Annotated in this window: 14 protein-coding genes and 1 tRNA gene; 8 read left to right on the forward strand and 7 right to left on the reverse strand. The window is 62.3% G+C overall.

What is annotated here, in order from left to right:
• Nucleotides 1-10: 10 nt before the first annotated feature.
• Both EQG66_RS07105 and EQG66_RS07110 read right to left on the reverse strand, forming a co-directional pair.
• On the reverse strand, nt 11-460 hold the full coding sequence (locus EQG66_RS07105) for a YaiI/YqxD family protein (protein ID WP_129403897.1): 450 nt from the start codon (nt 458-460) through the stop codon (nt 11-13).
• A gap of 3 nt (nt 461-463) precedes the next feature.
• Nucleotides 464-2,248 (reverse strand): DEAD/DEAH box helicase, encoded by a 1,785-nt coding sequence (locus tag EQG66_RS07110; protein ID WP_129403898.1) that lies wholly within the window; start codon nt 2,246-2,248, stop codon nt 464-466.
• 298 nt (nt 2,249-2,546) lie between these two features.
• Between EQG66_RS07110 and EQG66_RS07115 the strand changes: the two genes are divergently transcribed.
• Together EQG66_RS07115 and EQG66_RS07120 are read left to right on the forward strand one after the other, a co-directional pair.
• Nucleotides 2,547-2,623 (forward strand) — tRNA-Met (locus EQG66_RS07115).
• 177 nt (nt 2,624-2,800) lie between these two features.
• Complete coding sequence (locus EQG66_RS07120) at nt 2,801-4,054, forward strand: tyrosine-type recombinase/integrase (RefSeq protein ID WP_129403899.1); 1,254 nt, start codon at nt 2,801-2,803, stop codon at nt 4,052-4,054.
• A gap of 54 nt (nt 4,055-4,108) precedes the next feature.
• Here EQG66_RS07120 and EQG66_RS07125 read toward each other — a convergent pair whose 3' ends face one another.
• A complete protein-coding gene (locus tag EQG66_RS07125) occupies nt 4,109-4,765 on the reverse strand; it encodes a lytic transglycosylase domain-containing protein (RefSeq protein ID WP_129403900.1) in 657 nt (218 codons plus the stop codon).
• A 124-nt stretch (nt 4,766-4,889) separates the two neighbouring features.
• Between EQG66_RS07125 and EQG66_RS07130 the strand changes: the two genes are divergently transcribed.
• The 4 genes from EQG66_RS07130 (at nt 4,890) to EQG66_RS07145 (ending at nt 11,301) form a co-directional block, all read left to right on the forward strand.
• Nucleotides 4,890-5,786: a DUF7146 domain-containing protein gene (locus tag EQG66_RS07130; protein ID WP_129403901.1), complete on the forward strand. Its 897-nt coding sequence runs from the start codon at nt 4,890-4,892 to the stop codon at nt 5,784-5,786.
• A 75-nt stretch (nt 5,787-5,861) separates the two neighbouring features.
• A complete protein-coding gene (locus EQG66_RS07135) occupies nt 5,862-10,103 on the forward strand; it encodes a bifunctional class I SAM-dependent methyltransferase/DEAD/DEAH box helicase (RefSeq protein WP_129403902.1) in 4,242 nt (1,413 codons plus the stop codon).
• Nucleotides 10,104-10,156: 53 nt separating this feature from the next.
• Complete coding sequence (locus EQG66_RS07140; protein ID WP_129403903.1) at nt 10,157-10,570, forward strand: MbcA/ParS/Xre antitoxin family protein; 414 nt, start codon at nt 10,157-10,159, stop codon at nt 10,568-10,570.
• Nucleotides 10,567-11,301, forward strand: a complete 735-nt coding sequence (locus EQG66_RS07145) for an RES family NAD+ phosphorylase (protein WP_129403904.1) — start codon at nt 10,567-10,569, stop codon at nt 11,299-11,301. Before EQG66_RS07140 ends, EQG66_RS07145 begins: the two co-directional genes overlap by 4 nt.
• Before the next feature lie 169 nt (nt 11,302-11,470).
• Here EQG66_RS07145 and EQG66_RS07150 read toward each other — a convergent pair whose 3' ends face one another.
• Together EQG66_RS07150 and EQG66_RS07155 are read right to left on the reverse strand one after the other, a co-directional pair.
• Nucleotides 11,471-12,376 carry a hypothetical protein gene (locus tag EQG66_RS07150; RefSeq protein ID WP_129403905.1) on the reverse strand — a complete coding sequence of 302 codons (906 nt, stop codon included), beginning with the start codon at nt 12,374-12,376 and terminating at the stop codon, nt 11,471-11,473.
• A gap of 57 nt (nt 12,377-12,433) precedes the next feature.
• On the reverse strand, nt 12,434-12,652 hold the full coding sequence (locus tag EQG66_RS07155) for a hypothetical protein (protein WP_083440007.1): 219 nt from the start codon (nt 12,650-12,652) through the stop codon (nt 12,434-12,436).
• A 132-nt stretch (nt 12,653-12,784) separates the two neighbouring features.
• Here EQG66_RS07155 and EQG66_RS07160 point away from each other — a divergent pair, with 132 nt between their 5' ends.
• Both EQG66_RS07160 and EQG66_RS07165 read left to right on the forward strand, forming a co-directional pair.
• Nucleotides 12,785-13,108, forward strand: a complete 324-nt coding sequence (locus EQG66_RS07160; RefSeq protein ID WP_011445848.1) for a helix-turn-helix domain-containing protein — start codon at nt 12,785-12,787, stop codon at nt 13,106-13,108.
• Nucleotides 13,109-13,148: 40 nt separating this feature from the next.
• Nucleotides 13,149-13,946 carry an ImmA/IrrE family metallo-endopeptidase gene (locus EQG66_RS07165; protein WP_245987936.1) on the forward strand — a complete coding sequence of 266 codons (798 nt, stop codon included), beginning with the start codon at nt 13,149-13,151 and terminating at the stop codon, nt 13,944-13,946.
• 251 nt (nt 13,947-14,197) lie between these two features.
• Here the strand turns inward: EQG66_RS07165 and EQG66_RS07170 are convergent, their stop codons facing one another.
• Entirely contained in the window at nt 14,198-15,445 is a 1,248-nt protein-coding gene (locus tag EQG66_RS07170; protein WP_129403906.1) for an HAD family hydrolase, read from the reverse strand.
• A 2-nt stretch (nt 15,446-15,447) separates the two neighbouring features.
• Nucleotides 15,448-16,485, reverse strand: coding sequence for a DNA-processing protein DprA (locus EQG66_RS07175; RefSeq protein WP_129403907.1), 1,038 nt, complete (start codon nt 16,483-16,485; stop codon nt 15,448-15,450).
• Between the last annotated feature and the right edge of the window lies 1 nt (nt 16,486).

The raw sequence follows: 16,486 nt of genomic DNA on the forward strand, positions 1-16,486 counted from the left end.
GAACGGCGCTCTAGCCGATCCGCCGCAGTCGCACCAGCGCCTCATCGAGCGCGGAGAGGAAGCGCGAGCGGTCGGTCTTGCTGAACGGGGCGGGGCCGCCGACGATATCTCCACCAGCGCGCAGATCGGCCATGATCGCCCGCGTCGCGATTGCGCCGCCGATGGATGATGTCGTGAACGGCTTGCCATTGGGCGCCAGCACCCTTGCGCCTGCCTTCAGGCACCTGTCGGCCAGCAATATGTCTGCTGTGATGCAGACAGAGCGCGCGTCCGCCCGTTCGGCAATCCAGTCGTCCGCCGCGTCGAACCCGTCTGATACCACCACGCGCTCGATAAGCGGGTGGGCGGGAATACGGATCGGGCTGTTGCTGACGATAGTGACGCGCACCTCATGCCGGAAGGCGACCTTGTAGATCTCCTCCTTGACCGGGCAGGCATCGGCATCGACGAGGATATGCATGGCTCAGGGGCGGGGCGGCTTTTTGCCGAACTTTTTCTTGCCAGAAGGCCGGGCGTGCGCTGGGGCTTCACGCGCGCCAGTGCCAGCACCGGGGCGGGCGGGTTTGAATGGCTTTGCCTGATAGGGAGGCTTTGCACCACGCGGCGGCGCACCGCTTCGGTCGTCATCGCGGCGATTGCGCTTCGCGGTATCGCGCGGCTGGCCTTCTACAGCGACAATCTCCATGCCGTCATCCTCGTCACCCGCTGTGCGTTTGACGGCTGCAAGGAAACGCGCGGCCACCGCCGCCTGCACTTCAAATAGCGTCTCGTGCGTGGTGATGCGGATCGCGCCGATCTCGCCCCGGCTCACATGCCCGCGCCGACACAGCAGCGGCAGCACCCAGCGCGGATCGGCATTGTGCCTGCGTCCCGCGTTCATCTTGAACCAGGCGCTACCCTCGAACCCGGCGCGTGGGGCGCGGGGGCCGGGCGCGGCGTCGGCGGCGAGCAGTTCCTCCGGCTGGGGAAGGGCGGCGCGATGCACATGCACCAGCGCGGCGGCAATATCCTCAGGGCTCCGCTGGGCCAGCACCTGCTGCGCCAATGCGCGGTCGTCTTCATCGAACTCGACAGGCGCGAGCAGCTTTTCGAGCAGGCGGGCGCTGTCCGCCTCGCGAATATCGGCGGCAGAGGGCACCGGCATCCATTCCGCGGCGATGCGCGCGCCACGCAGCATGCTTTCCACCCGGCGGCGCTGGGGGTAGGGCACCAGCAGCACCGCTATGCCCTTGCGCCCCGCGCGCCCGGTGCGGCCAGAGCGGTGTTGCAGCGCCTCGGCATCGCGCGGCGTCTCGACATGCACGACGAGGCTGAGGCTAGGCAGATCGATCCCGCGCGCCGCGACATCGGTGGCGACGCACACCCGCGCGCGCCGCTCCCTCAATGCCTGCAACGCCTGGTTGCGTTCGCTCTGGCTATGCTCGCCCGACAGCGCGACCGCCGCAAAGCCGCGCTCGATCAGGCTTGCATGCAGATGGCGCACCTTGTCGCGCGTGGCGCAAAACAGGATCGCCGTCTCCGCCTCGTGATAGCGCAGCACATTGACGACGACATTCTCGATTTCAGACGGCGCGATCGCCATCGCCTGATATTCGATATCGCTGTGGCCGCGATCCTCCTCGCCGGTGGCGATGCGCAGCGCGTCTTTCTGATAGCGGCGGGCGAGCGCGACAATCGGCTTGGGCATGGTTGCGGAAAACAGCAAGGTGCGGCGCTGCTCTGGCATCGCGTCCAGCAGCTCCTCCAAGTCTTCGCGAAAGCCCATGTCGAGCATTTCGTCCGCCTCATCCAGCACCACGGCGACGAGTGCGGATAGGTTTAGGTCGCCCCGTTCCAGATGGTCGCGCAGGCGGCCGGGCGTGCCCACGACGATATCCGCACCCTGCCTCAGCGCCTTGCGCTCCAAGGACGGGTTCATGCCGCCGACACAGGCCGTGACGCGCGCGCCGGTGCTGGCGTAAAGCCACATCAGCTCGCGGCTCACCTGCATCGCCAGCTCACGCGTGGGCGCGATTATGAGCGCGAGCGGCCCGCCAGCGCGCTGCACCAGCCCCTGCTCGTTCAGCAGATCGCCCGCGATGGCGAGGCCGAAAGCAACCGTCTTGCCGGAGCCGGTGCGCGCCGAGACAATAAGATCGCGCGCCTCCGCTTCCGGCTCGATCACGGCGGACTGCACGGATGTCGGCGCGGCATAGCCGCGTTGGCTAAGCGCCTCGGCAAGAAGCGCGGGAATATTCTGGAACGTCATTGTCTCACAACTATCGGGAAGCCATGCCGCCGGGCGGCCAAGGCTTTATCTTGAGGCATCATTGCCTGTCAGCGCGGCTGATAGGCGCTTATGCGGCATACCGCAATGGCCCTTTGCCCGCCTGCGGGGGGCGCATTGCGCCGGAGGGTGTGACTGAGGGTGTGACGGAGCGTGCAGTGAGGTGATTTTGCGTGGTTGACCCTGCCGCAAAGGCTGCGTATAGCGCCCGCACCTTCCGGCGACGGACCGCTGCCGGAGCCGTGATTGAGGCGCCCTGTCAGGGCATTGCCGACAACGGGGCGGAGTAGCTCAGCTGGTTAGAGCAGCGGAATCATAATCCGCGTGTCGGGGGTTCAAGTCCCTCCTCCGCTACCAATCCCTTATCCGGAAGCTTCCGACAGCTTCCGTATTTTTCCAAAAATCGAAATAAAAGCAGAGGGTTGCGGGTGATTCGCGTCCGCATGCGCCCATGGCCTTCCACATGCAGCCAGATTTGGTGTGGGGGTATTTTGGGGGTAGTTTTGCGGAGTATCGGAAAGGAGCGATACCCCCATGCCTCTGACGGAGACTCAAGCCAAGAATGCCAAGCCTCGCGAGCGAGCGTACAAGCTTGCCGATAGCGAGGGCTTGTTCCTGCTCGTCCAGCCGAACGGCACGAAGCTTTGGCGGATGAAGTACCGAGTTGCAGGCAAGGAGAAGTTGCTGTCGTTTGGCGCTTATCCGGCGTTGGGGATCGCCGCCGCCCGGGACAAACGCAAAGCGGCCAAGGCGCTCCTTGCCGAGGGCAAGGATCCAATGAAGGCCAAGGGGGAGGTGATATCGGAGAACGGTAACACCTTCTACATGGTAGCGAAACGCTGGCACGAGAACCGCCAGTCGGCATTGAATCCAGCGCATGCCGAGCGTGTCTGGTCACGAATGGAGCGGGACGTTTTCCCCTCCCTAGGACAGAAGCTGATCCACGAGATCACTGCCCCAGAGGTCCTGGACATGATCCGCAGGATTGAGACACGAGGCGCGCTCGATATCAGTCGGCGTGCCAAGCAAGGGGTAGGGCAGGTCTTTCAGTTCGCGATTGCTTGCGGGCTGGCATCCAGCGATCCCACTGCTCACCTCAGTGGCGCCCTCAAGCCTCGGCCGAGGGTGAAGCACATGAGCCGCCTTCCTTTGGTGGAGATACCTGCGTTCCTCGAAAGGCTGCGAGCCTACCAAGAGGAAGGTGACCGGCGCTCGGCGATCACCCGCGATGCAGTGCTATTCGCCTTGCTAACCTGGGTCAGGACAAAAGAGCTTCGACTGGCCGTCAAATCCGAATTTGAAAATCTCGATGGTACGGAACCCGTTTGGCGGATTCCGGCTGCGCGCATGAAGATGGGGCGCGAACACCTCGTTCCACTGTCAGCCCAGGCCGCACTCATTGCTAGAAAAATGGTATCGGCGGCGACCGGTGATTACCTGTTTCCCGGGACCCACCCAGACAAGCCGTTGTCTGAAAACACGATGATCTATGCGCTTTACCGCCTTGGATATCATAGTCGCCAGACCATCCACGGCTTTCGAGGACTCGCCAGCACCTGGGCGAACGAGCAATTGGTTGAATTTGGCAAGCCAGCGATGTGGATCCGGAAGTACCATGAGGATTGGGTCGAGTTGCAGCTCGCTCATTCAGAGAAGGATGATGTCCGGGGAGCTTACAACGCGGCGGAGTATCTCGCGCCCCGCCGGCGAATGATGCAGGATTGGGCTGACTTCCTCGATGGGCGGAAGGTCGTCGACATCAGGAAAGGGCGAAAGCGCGCCGCGTGACGCCCGTCAGGAGAAGCATTCAATCTGATCAAATGGCATTTGACGCAGTTCGTATCAAAACTGCCAGTGCCGCAGGACGTCGCGGACATATCCGGGCGTTTCGCCATTCCGGGGAATGCCGCCAGCACGTTCCACTGCCCCCGGTCCCGCATTGTAGGCAGCCACCGCGAGGTGGACCACGCCAAACCTGTCGAGCATCTGCCGCAGGTATCGCGCAGCGCCGAAGATGTTTGCCATAGGATCGAAGCGATTGAAGACCCCAAGCTCCTTTGCGGTTGCTGGCATCAGCTGTCCGAGACCTGCTGCGCCTGCTGGGCTGATGGCAAAGGGGTTGTATCGAGACTCCGTCCATATAAGTGCATCGAGCAGGCCCGCGGGCAATGAGTATTTCGCTTCCGCCGCATAGACGAGGGGCAGATAACTCGCTCGTCGAAAGTCGGTTGGACCGGGTTTTGCCTTGGGATCGTATCTGTATGGCAGTTTGAGCCGGCCATCTTGCGGGATCGTCAGAACAGGTGCCGGCCCGTCCTGGACGGATCGCCAAAGCCCATGCTCGACCAGCTGGAAGCCGTTGGATTTTTCAGCAATGCGGATGCCATCGGAATGGCTGGCCGGGGCGTCGATCGTGGCTGGCGCTGCTATGTCCTGGGCACTGGCGGGGATAGCAGAGGTGATGGCGATGCCTGCGATCAAGAGAGTTCTGATTGTCATTTCTCGATCCTTGTCTAGCCGAATCGAGTGAGAACATATAAAGAACAAGCGATGTAGGAAATTGGATTGGCGCGAGCGCAGAGCGGAGGCTGCGCGGGGAGGGCACCTTAACCGGAGAACGTCGATGCCCCCGTTAGACAAAGTTCATCAACTCGAACGCCGCGCCCGCATGATCGTCGAAAGCCTTCAGGGTACATGGGGTCGGGGCAAAGGCATGTGCTGCTGCCCCGCACACGACGACCGTACCCCCTCGCTGAGTGTGACCCTGGGTCGCAAAGCGATCCTGTTTCATTGCTTCGCGGGATGCTCGAACGAGGAGGTCATAGCGGCGCTTGACCGCCAGGGTGTTCGCAGCGGTGACCTGTTCGATGGCTCGGGTGCGGTTGCCGCTGATCGACCGGAAAAAAGGGCCTTCAATTCCAATGCGCGGCGTTTGTGGCACTCGGCGACGGCGATCTCCGACAGCCCTGCCGAAGGATACCTTGCGAAGCGCGGGATCCTGCGTGCCTCTGATCAACTCCGTTATCTCGAGCGCACGCCGCTCGGACCACGTGGTGCGGTCCAGTTCCTCCCTGCAATGTTGGCGGCAGTTACAGCTGACATCGGCATAATCGCGATACACAGGACGTTTCTCGATACCGCGAGTGGCAAGCTGGCAGGTTTCGAGCGTCCCAAGCGAGCGTTGGGAAGCCTCGGCTGCGGTGCTGTCAGACTGGCCCCGCCAGCAGCGGGCCGATTGGGCCTTGCCGAAGGTATCGAAAGCGCCCTGTCAGCCATGCAGTTGTCCGGGATTCCTTGCTGGGCAACGCTCGGGAACGAGCGGTTCGGCCTCGTCGCGATCCCGGAGAGTGTGCGCGAGCTCCACTTGTTCATCGACAATGATCCGGGAGGCGAACTCGCGGATCAGCGCGCGCGAAAGGCTTATTCTGCATCGGGCCGGGTGATCCGCTCGCGAGCGCCAGCATCGACCGGTTTCGACTGGAACGATGAACTCAAGGCAAAGCTCGCTCGGAAAACCTGATCAGCGAGCCAGAGGGGAGGGCGCCTTCGGCTGATTGAGGCCTGCGAGACGCAGGACTTCGTCAGGAGGTTTCCCATGTCCAACACTTCCCTCGCCTTCGCATTCGATCCACCATCTCCGCCGCTTGTCGTGACGGCAGCCAAAGCAATGGCGTTGCAATTGGCAGCAGGCAGCGCGCTTTCGCGCAGCGACATCAACCGCATCATGACGGACCACTTCGGCGGAACCGATGCACTCGGGGCATGGTCAGTCCGTGATGCTTACGCTGCGCTCGAGCTGGCGCAGGTTCAACACCTGCAAGCATCAGATCAAGTCCAGCCCACGAGCCCGATCGACGAGGCGGAACAGTTCTTCAGCGGTCTCGATGCCCGAATTCCGACCCAGACCAACCGCAGCGACGAGCAGATCGAATGGCAGCAGTTTGCGACGCCGCCGCGCCTTGCCTGGCTTGCTGCCCGGGCTTGCGCGCTGGAAGTCGATGAGCTCGCGCTTGAACCCTCGGCCGGAACGGGGATGCTCGCAGTCTGGGCGGCAAAGGCTGGCGCGCGCCTTGCCCTCAACGAAATCTCTCCGCTGCGGCGCGACTGCCTGACTGCTGTGTTCCCCGCTTCCCGTGTGACTGGATACGATGCCGAGCTGATCGACGAATTGCTCGATCCGGCCATCGTCCCCAGCGTCGTGCTGATGAACCCGCCGTATTCTCACGGGATCGAGCGGGGCCACGATGGCCGCACCGGGGCGAGGCATCTGCGATCGGCCTGGAACCGGCTTGCGCCCGGCGGGCGGCTTGTGGCGATCATGCCTGAATGGTTCGACTGCGTGCGGTTTTTGGCCGGGGCGAAAGGGCCAGTTTCGCTGAGGCTCAATGCCGCCGTCGAACGCGCGTTCGTCAGGCAGGGCACCGGCATTACCACGCGGCTGTTGGTCTTCGACAAGGCGGAAGGCTCCAATGAGCCTGTCGCTATCCGCACAAACGACTTTCCCCAGCTGGTCGATCTCGTCGATGCTTTGCCGGCTCGCGCCAGCCTGAAGGCTGTTCCAGAGCAATCGAGCCTTCCCGCTCGTGCGCCGTTTCGCCTGGTGGCGGTGCCGCGCCGGCCGCTGCCGATACCAGCCAGGATCACGCCTCCAGCCTCCGCCATCGGGTCGCTCACCTACCAGTCGCTCGCAACCACTGCGCCGCTTGAGGCACAGGTCGGCCACTATCTGCCCTATCGCCCCAGCCGGATCGTGATCGATGGCGCGGCCGAGCATCCAACGCCGCTCGTCGAGTCCGTCGCCATGGGGTCGATCTCGGCACCCAAGCCGGACGCGGTGCCGCAGCTGCCGGACGGGCTTATCGCCAAAGGGTTGCTGTCTGCTGCCCAAGCAGAGACCCTGATCTACGCCGCCAGCGCTCACGCCCGCGATCTTCCCGGTCGGTTCGAGCCCGAGGACAAGGGCTGTTCGCTCAAGGCGTCAGCAGAAGGTAAGGTCTACCGGCAAGGCTATTTCCTCGGGGATGGCACCGGCGCCGGTAAAGGCCGCCAGGTCGCGAGCGTCATTCTCGATCGCTGGATGCGCGGCGAACGCCGCCATATCTGGATTTCAAAGAATGAGGCGCTGCTCGAAGATGCCCGGCGCGACTGGGCCGCGCTTGGCGGTCTCCCGATCGACATCCAGCCGCTGGCGTCCTGGAAGCTGGGCTCCCCCATCGCGATGCGCGACGGGATCCTCTTCGTCACCTATCCGACACTGCGTTCGGGCCGGAGCGACGCAACGCGCCTCAATCAGATCCTCGACTGGGCCGGTGAAGATTTCGACGGCGTGATCGTGTTCGACGAAGCGCACGCCATGGCCAACGCCGCCGGCGGCGAAGGATCGCGGGGCAAGATCAAGGGATCGGAACAAGGCATCGCCGGGGTTCGCCTTCAAAATCTCCTGCCTCGCGCGCGGGTGCTCTACGCCTCAGCCACCGGTGCATCCGACGTCAACAACCTCGCCTATGCCACGCGCCTCGGGCTCTGGGGTCCGGAGACCGCCTTCGCCGATCGCGAGGCCTTCGTTGCCGACATTCGCGACGGCGGCATCGCAGCGATGGAACTGGTTGCGCGGGATCTCAAATCGCTCGGTCTCTACACGGCCCGCGCACTCTCCTTCGCCGGCGTCGAGTATGAAATCCTCGAGCATTGCCTGAACGAGGATCAGATCGCGGTCTACGATGCCTATGCCGAAGCCTGGGCGATCATCCACGCAAACCTGCGCGAAGCGCTAGAGGTCACGCGGATCGTCGACACCGAGACTGGGGGGACGCTCAACTCCGGTGCTAAGTCCGCAGCGCTGTCGATTTTCGAGGGAACCAAGCAGCGCTTCTTCGCGCAGCTGCTTTTGTCGATGAAGCTCCCCTGCCTGCTGCCCGCAATTGATACGGCAATTGCCGATGGGCATGCCGTTGTCGTCCAGCTCGTCTCAACGGCAGAGGCCATGCTCGACCGGCGACTTGCCGAACTGTCTGACGAGGAACGCGAAGCTCTCGAGATCGACCTGTCCCCGCGGGAATACGTGATCGACTATCTCGCCAAGAGCTTTCCCGTCCGCCTGATGGCGGTGTTCACAGACGAAAACGGCAACCCTCGGTCCGAGCCGATGAGTGACGAGCAAGGCGCACCTGTGCTGTGCCGCTCCGCCCTTGCCGCGCGCGACCGGATGATCGAGCAGCTCTGCGCCCTGCCGCCGATTGCAACTGCGCTCGATGCCATCATTGAGCGCTTCGGCGTTGACCAAGTGGCCGAAGTGACCGGTCGCACCCGTCGGCTCATCGTCGGCCGCGACGGTCGTCAGAAACTCCAATCCCGGTCGCCCCGCGCAAACGTCGCTGAGACCCAGGCGTTTATGGACGGTGCCAAGCGCATCCTGGTGTTCTCCGATGCCGGGGGCACCGGGCGTAGCTACCATGCCGATCTGGCCGCGAAGAACCAGGCTCGTCGCGTCCACTTCCTCCTTGAGCCGGGCTGGCGGGCTGATGCGGCAATCCAAGGGCTTGGCCGCACCAATCGGACCAATCAGGCTTCGGCCCCGCTGTTCAGGCCTGTGACGACAGATGTGCGCGGCGAGCGTCGCTTCATCTCGACGATCGCGCGGCGTCTGGACAGCCTTGGCGCTCTGACGCGCGGGCAGCGCCAGACCGGCGGACAGAACCTGTTTGATCCAGCTGATAATCTCGAAAGCATCTACGCTAAGGAGGCGCTCCACCGCTGGTTCGGCCTGTTATTCACTGGCAAACTCGAAGCCGTCAGCCTTGGTCGCTTTCAGGAGCTGACGGGCCTCCGGATCGAAGGAACCGACGGTTCAATGGTCGATGACCTGCCGTCGATCCAGCGGTGGCTCAATCGCATCCTTGCGCTTCCTATTGCCCTGCAGAACGCGATCTTCGATGAGTTCATGGGGCTGGTCGAAGCGCGCATCGATGCCGCCCGGCAGGCCGGCACACTCGACTTGGGCCTCGAGACCATCGCAGTCGCGGACTTCACGGTCCTGTCCGACACTCTGCTGCGCACCGATCCGGCATCGGGCGCGACCACCCATCTGCTGGAACTGGAAATCGCCAGAGCTTTGAAGCCGCTCACACTGAAGCGGCTCGAGGAGCTCCATGGCCTTACCGGGCAGCGGCAGCGACCGGTTCGGAATGCCCGCTCTGGTCGGGTCGCCCTACTGGTCCCTGCACGCAGTATTCTTGCCGATGACGGCACGCGCGTGACCCGCTTCGAACTGCTGCGCCCGTTGAAGCGCACTCACATCACCGAGGACCAGCTCGCTGAGAGCAGCTGGGAGGCAATTTCCGTCTACGCTTTCCGCGAAGCTTGGGCGGCCGAAGTTGAGGAAGCGCGGACCAGCCATAAGCGCGAGCGCCTCTATCTCGCGACAGGTCTCCTGCTTCCGGTCTGGGACAAGCTGCCATCGGATTTCGTTAAAGTCAGCCGTATCTCGGCAGTGGATGGCCGTTCGCTCCTCGGCCGGGAGGTTCCCGTCCACTGCGTGCCCGAACTGTGCCGAGCGCTGGGTCTGGAACGCGAGCTGACGCTGTCCTCCGATGAAATCGTGCAGACCGTTCTTGCTACTGGCCGGTCTATGGAATTTGCGGGACGCGAGCAGCTCATGGTCAAGCGCAGCCTGGTCAATGGCTCAAAGCGCATTGAGCTTACGGGATGGAGCGTAGCCCGCCTCGACTGGTACAAGGCCCAAGGCTGCTTCACCGAGATCATCCGCTACCAGACCCGGCTTTTCGTGCCGATCGAAGGCGCAGTGAGCGTGATTGCCAGACTGGCATCATCGGCATAGTTCCTTGCCAAATGGCATTATCTTGAATATATGCTGCCATATGGAGATCTGCTATGTTGGCTCTGCAACCCGTTGATACTGCCGTTACCGCCTTCCGGCCCGATCCAATTACCCAGGACGAGGCAGCTGCCATGTTCCGGGCAGTCCTCAACCTGTTCGCCAAATGGGAACTGACCGATGAGCAGGCGGCAACCCTGCTCGACATGCCGGTACGTTCCTATCGGCGATGGAAGGCAGAAGGCCCGGGGCGCGTCTCGCGCGATGGCCGCGCTCGGCTCTCCAACCTCATGGGCATCCACAAGGCGCTTCGGATAATCTTCTCGGAGGCGGCCCGTGGTTATGGATGGATCAGGGCAGCCAACGACGCGTTCGGTGGATTCAGCGCTCTCGAGGTGATGCTCGGGGGCGAACTCACCGACATCATGCGGGTGCGTCGCTACCTCGACGCCGAACGTAGCGGCTGGTGAGCGGAGCGGCGGATATCGCGGTTTCTCGAGTTGAGTGGAAGGGCGCTGTCAGGATCATCCGCAGTGCCTTTCCACCGATCGACCTGTTCGAGGACATCGCTGATCCTGCCGACTGGCCGCTGCTGATCTCGGCAGAGCAGAAGACCAATCCCCGCATCATGGCGACGATCGGCAATCTTGACCTCGTTCCAGTCGAGCGGCGCGTAGGCGGAAACGGGGCATCCTACCTCATGGCGCCATTCACCCATGTCAGCACCGATCGGCCAAGCAGGTTTACCGATGGTAGCTACGGCGTGCTCTATGTTGGGGACCGGTTCGAGACCGCGCTGTTCGAGACGATCCACCACCATGCCCGCTTCATGGCACGGACTAGGCAAGCACCTGGCTGGACTTCGCAGTTCCGGGAAATCGTCGTGTCCGTCGATGCAGAACTGCATGATCTTCGTCCTCTGGCAGGCGAGCCGGTTCAGGCGCTCGACTCCGACGCCTATGCCGCATCTCAAGCGCTCGCGCGGCACCTCCAGAGCGTGGGATCGGACGGAATTGTCTACCCGAGTATCCGGCATCCCGATGGAGAATGCGTCGCGCTCTTCTACCCTGACTGCGCGTCAAACCCCCTTCAGGGACGGCACCTCGACTATCATTGGGATGGCCAGCGCGTTGACCTCGTTCGTGATGCTGGAACAGGGGCTGTTTTCCGTATCGTCGATTTGACGTCCGATCCCGTCTGACCGCATAGGCTGGGTTTCCGGCCGAGTGCTGGAGGGTTTCTGAGCGCAGTGGGCGGCCAGAAGGCTCATGCCTGCGCACCAGCCTTCACGAGCTCATGAAGCGCTCTGTCTGGCGAAACTGGCCCCTTGTACAGCGGGCTACAAGGTGTCTCGGCCAGCTTAGCCGAAATCACCAGAAGGTCGTCGTCATCGCCCTTTTCATAGGCATAGGCCAATCCTCGTAGAGGACGTAAACTGCATTTCCGTATTTGAGGTTCTCGAACACCACCAGGTCGTCGGCGAACTGAGCTCCGAAATAGGAGCCGAAGCCGCCTTGCCCGCGAATATATGCGGTGGGGTTCAGCCGCTCGAAAAGACGCACACGGTCGCGGACATGCTTGTCGAAGTCCGGTGCGTTGCGCGGGTCCACTGGTTGTTGCGCCAGCCGCTCGATCACCTCGTCTATCGTGCCCGGCGGGAAGATTTGCCAGTCGAGGGTAATGGTGGCGATGTAGTCGTCCCGAGTGGCGTCGGCCGCGAAAACCCCCGTTACACCCGTGTTCTCCTGAAGAACATTTATGGACCACAGTAGCATCAGATCGAACCCGCTTTCAGCCCGCTCCAGGTGAGGGGTCAGGGTGAATTTGATGGCGACGTAATCACCGCCCCCGTCTTGCAGCACCTCCGGTTGGATCAGCATCCCCTGCGGTTCGAACACCTGATGCTGATAGACCTCACGATCCCATGTATGCATGTGGGTGCCGTATGTGCCTGCGTCCCCAAAATTTGGCGTCTCGAATACATAGGTTTTCGTGACCATCGGCCAGTCGGTTCGCTTCCGATCCCACCCGTGGGCATTACGCTCCGACCATTTACCGGCATCTGCGGGAGGCATTACCGGCCCGTCGATGATTATGGCGCCGTCCGCTGCCCGCAATCCGATGTGGGCGTACTCGCCCCGTTCGATGTCTGCGCGAGCAATCCTCTTCGTGGCCGCAATCACAATAAGATCGCCCTCAACTTCTTCGAGCGCGTTCAGAACGTGCGGGGGAACCTTGCGGTAGTTCCTCTTCCACCGAAATGTACGGAAGGCCATTTCGCATTGTCTCCTGAAAAGGAAGCGCCGCCCGGGTGAGCGGGCGGCACTGAATGCTTATTTCTCGTGGGTAGTGGTGTTCGGGCTCCGCTTGCCGTGCGCGGAGGTTACAAAGCGCCCGGAGATCGCACTGCGATACGCACCGCCGGTGCTTCCGCTCTTGCCGCTCGCTTCGTGGACCGTGGTGCTCGGGCTGCGTTTCCCGTGTGCCGAGGTCACGTAGCGTCCACTGATTGCGCTGCGGTAGTGCCCACCGCCACTTTTACCTTTTGCCATAATCAAGGCTCCTTGTGCTCGTGGCAGGTGAGTTCGCTACTGCCATACGAGGTGTATGGTGACTACGAGTTCGCTTGTCAAGCATAAGGAGTCAGGTTATCGCCGAACTTCCCTAACAGCACCGGAGGACAGATGCCATCCCTGCTCGGCACCAAGATTAATGAACTTCGTCGGGAACGCGGGCTCACGCTTGAACAGCTTGCGCAAGCGACCGACAGCTCAAAGAGCTATATGTGGGAGATCGAAAATAAGGACGTTGCCCGCCCATCTGCCGAGAAACTTGAGAGGATTGCGAACGCTTTAGGTGTCACGTCCGCGTTCCTGATTGACGCCTCGCAGGTCAAGCCGACCGAGGATGTGGAAGACACAGCATTCTTTCATCGATTTCAGAAAGCTGATCCCGATGTGAAGGCGAAGCTCAAGCGGATTCTGGACGTGCTGGACGATGAGGAGTGATCCCACCACCCCAAGCGCGTGGGCCAATACCCTCGTGACGATGTGGGGGCCGCGGTTCCCGGTAGATGTGCGGCAAATCGCGCTCGAATACTCCAAGCGTTTCAGCGATCCCGTCCTGGACATCATTGAAGCGCCGGTGCCGAGCTTCGAGGGCGCGCTTGCTCCGCTCAAAAAGCGTGGCGGGTGGGCCATCCTGTATAATCCGGGCATCCGCTCGGCAGGGCGGATTAATTACACCCTCGGGCACGAATGGGGACATTACCTGTGTCACCGCCAGCAATCGCCCGCTGGATTCGAGTGTGGTGAGAGCGATGTGCTGGGCGGATCGCGGCAGCAGGAGCGGGAGGCAGATAAGTTCGCATCCTATCTGTTGATGCCGCTCACCGATTTCCGAGCCCAAGTAGGTAAACAGCGCATGACTCTGGACCTCTTGAAGCACTGCGCTGATCGCTATGATGTATCGCTGACGGCCGCTGCGTTAAAGTGGCTGGAAAGCACCGGTCTGTGCGCCGCCGTTGTGGTCGCCACCAACGGCTTCGTGTTGTGGGGCCGCCGGAGTGCAGCAGCGGGCCGCGCTCGCATCTTTTTCCCATCCGGCATGGAATTGCCGCGAGGGTCTCTCGCCGCAGGAAGCGGTGGCTCATCTCCCCCGCCCGAGGGGCAGGACCTGCCGCCGGGCGTCTGGTGGAACCGGCCGGTGCGCGAAGTCGCAATTTTTGCTGACCATTACGAAATGACAATCTCGTTGCTTATCTTTGAGGACCACGGCGTGTTGCCCGACGGCTGGGAAGACGATGAGGTCGAGGACACGGTTGATCGCTTTGCGCTGAGGAAATAGACAGCGATCGCCGACTTTGCTGTCTGCCCGCTCAAGAGCGCCGAAGCAGCAATAGCCGACATTGGGAGCGCACCTGTGTTTCCGGCACATCCACGACAAAACCGTCATAGAGCGTCAATCATGGCACTCGGCGTCATCGATCACAGCAAAAAGCGTGAGGCTGACAACTTACGTGAGCCGAGTGACGTTCAGAGGGAAGGGACCGAGAGGGCAATGGCGTTTCTGATCGTTTTCCAGTGAAAACGCCTGCTTCATATATCGGCGGGCCAAGCCCAGCTGAAGTAGCGATTATAGACGTCGGCGAGGTCAGTCGGCGCAGCATGCGAGCTGATCGCGCTCGAATACCAGTGCGTTGTGGTCGCGATCGGTGTCGGAAAGGTTTGCGCGATGTAGGGATTGAACGGGCCGAAGGCTGGTGACACGGCGCGATAGTCCTTATTGATCGTCTTGAGCCAGCTCACGCAGACCGTTTGCGCTCCTGCGGCCCTCAGATAGGCCCGCGCACCCTCGAAGCTGTTACCCTCGGTGCAGATATCATCGATAACGAGGACACGCTTGCCGCCGCGCGCGGGCGGCGACTTATAGGGTTTGCCGCCCACGCCGCGGACGGGTGCCGGGTTGAGCCGGATCGTGTTGAGCTGATTGTCGAGGCCCACGCTTCCCCCTGAGGCCCGCGCGGTCTGCGATTTCACCGCTTTGGTGTGACGGAGAATGAGGTCGGGCAGATAGCTCTTGCGCAGTGACTGCCCCAGGATGTTAAGCGCCTCACTGATCACCGTCGCGTTGGAAGTAGGCGCGTGCCCGGGATAGGCGGTGATATAGTCGATCTCGTCAGCGAGACCTGAAAAATAGATGCGCGCCGCGAGCAGACGGCCCCAGAAATTCGCATCACCGGCACCGTGTTTCGAGGTCGCCTTGGCGTTTTCAGAATAGGCATGCGCTTGTGCGTAGCGCGGCGAGAGCGTTGTGAAAGGCGCGAGCGCATAGACACGCAGATCGCCCTGTTCGAGCGCCCAGAACCAGCCGTCGAGGCCCAGACAGAGGCAATCGACGAAGCGCGCGACGTCGCGTGGAGAGTCGAATTGAAAGCCGTAGGGGCTCGCCACTCCGTGCCACATGACGTTCACAAACATCAGGCCGCCATTGGCAGCGGTCTTCATATCGTCGGTTGTGTTGCCGACATAAAGGACCTCATTCCGCTGCCAGCCCTTGTCGGAGAGGATATGCGCGGTGGAATCGGCGCGTGGCTTATACGGCATCCCGTTTTGGCCGCCGATATAATAGCTGATCGGACCGAGCCGCTCTTCGAGCAGGGTCCGGAACGGCTTCGACTGGCCGGGACTGGTGACCGTCCAGTCATGGTTGCCAATGAAAACCGGCTCGACACCCCGCGCCTTGAGATAGCGCAGCAGCCGCAGCGTTTCCTCAAACAGCGGCGCGTTGATCGTGCCCTTGGTCACGAGCACATCGTGCAGCGAAAAGATCGCCCCCTTGAGCACGGCTAGCTATCCCCAAATAGCGAAAGTTGGCCCAACTGAGCGGGTGAAGACTTGCCGATCGCCGACCGGACGAAGGCGTCGAACCGTCCCTGGTCGTGCGGTACGGTGAAGATTTCGCCGGTCGGAAGCCCCATGCCACGCTCCAGCACTACGCGCTCGTCCGGCCACTCAGGCAAGCGCAGGCAGGCAATAGGCCGCCCAAGCGCGGTCGCGAAGCGGACCGTATGGGCCGTGCCGCTGCGGCGATTCCATTCGGCTGGGATCAGGATCCGGCCGAGCGCCGCCTGGAGCCGGTTGCGCTGGACGAAATTCTCGGCGCTGTAGGACGCTGTTGGTAGATACTCGCTGACGATCGCGCCGCCGGTCGCCAGAATATGATCGCGCAGTCGACCTGAGCCCTTGGGATAGTCTTCGAGCATGCCGGTGCCCAGCACCGCGATCGTCGGCACGCCAGCGCGTAGCGAGTGTTCATGCGCCAGCTGATCGATGCCGGCCGCGAGGCCACTGACGGTCGGTACACCCCATTCGCCGAGACAAGCGCCCACATAGCGTGACAGGAAGAAGCCGTCGGCGCTGGGCTTGCGGGTACCGACGATCGCAATGGACGGCTCGGCAAGGCGCTCGACGCTGCCCTGCACGAAAAGCCAGTGCGGCGGACGTTCAAGGTCGAGCAAGGCGGAGGGAAAGCCCGGCGACCCCCGAAAGAGCAGACCGATGCCGAGCGCTTCGAGATGCTCGGCCAGGCGGTCACCCTGTTCAAGCGCATGCCCGCGAACCCGCGACCAGTGCCGCTCTGAGATGGCCTTGCCGTCGCTGCCTGCAGGGTTGGACGCCTCTGGCCCATATTCGAGCGCATCGCTGAACGATCTTTTGTCGTCGGCCATGGCGAACAGGGTTTTCTGACCAATGCCCCGCACCGTCGCGAGAGCGAGAAAGGCACGCTCCTCGTCGATCGTGCCCGCGCTCGGCGGAGTGAGCGCGGTCGCCGCATGGACGTCGCTGATACGGTCTGGCGGTCCGTCGTGGCTTGGTCGATCCATG

The sequence above is a fragment of the Sphingobium fluviale genome (assembly GCF_004122115.1).
Taxonomy (GTDB): Bacteria; Pseudomonadota; Alphaproteobacteria; order Sphingomonadales; family Sphingomonadaceae; genus Sphingobium; species Sphingobium fluviale.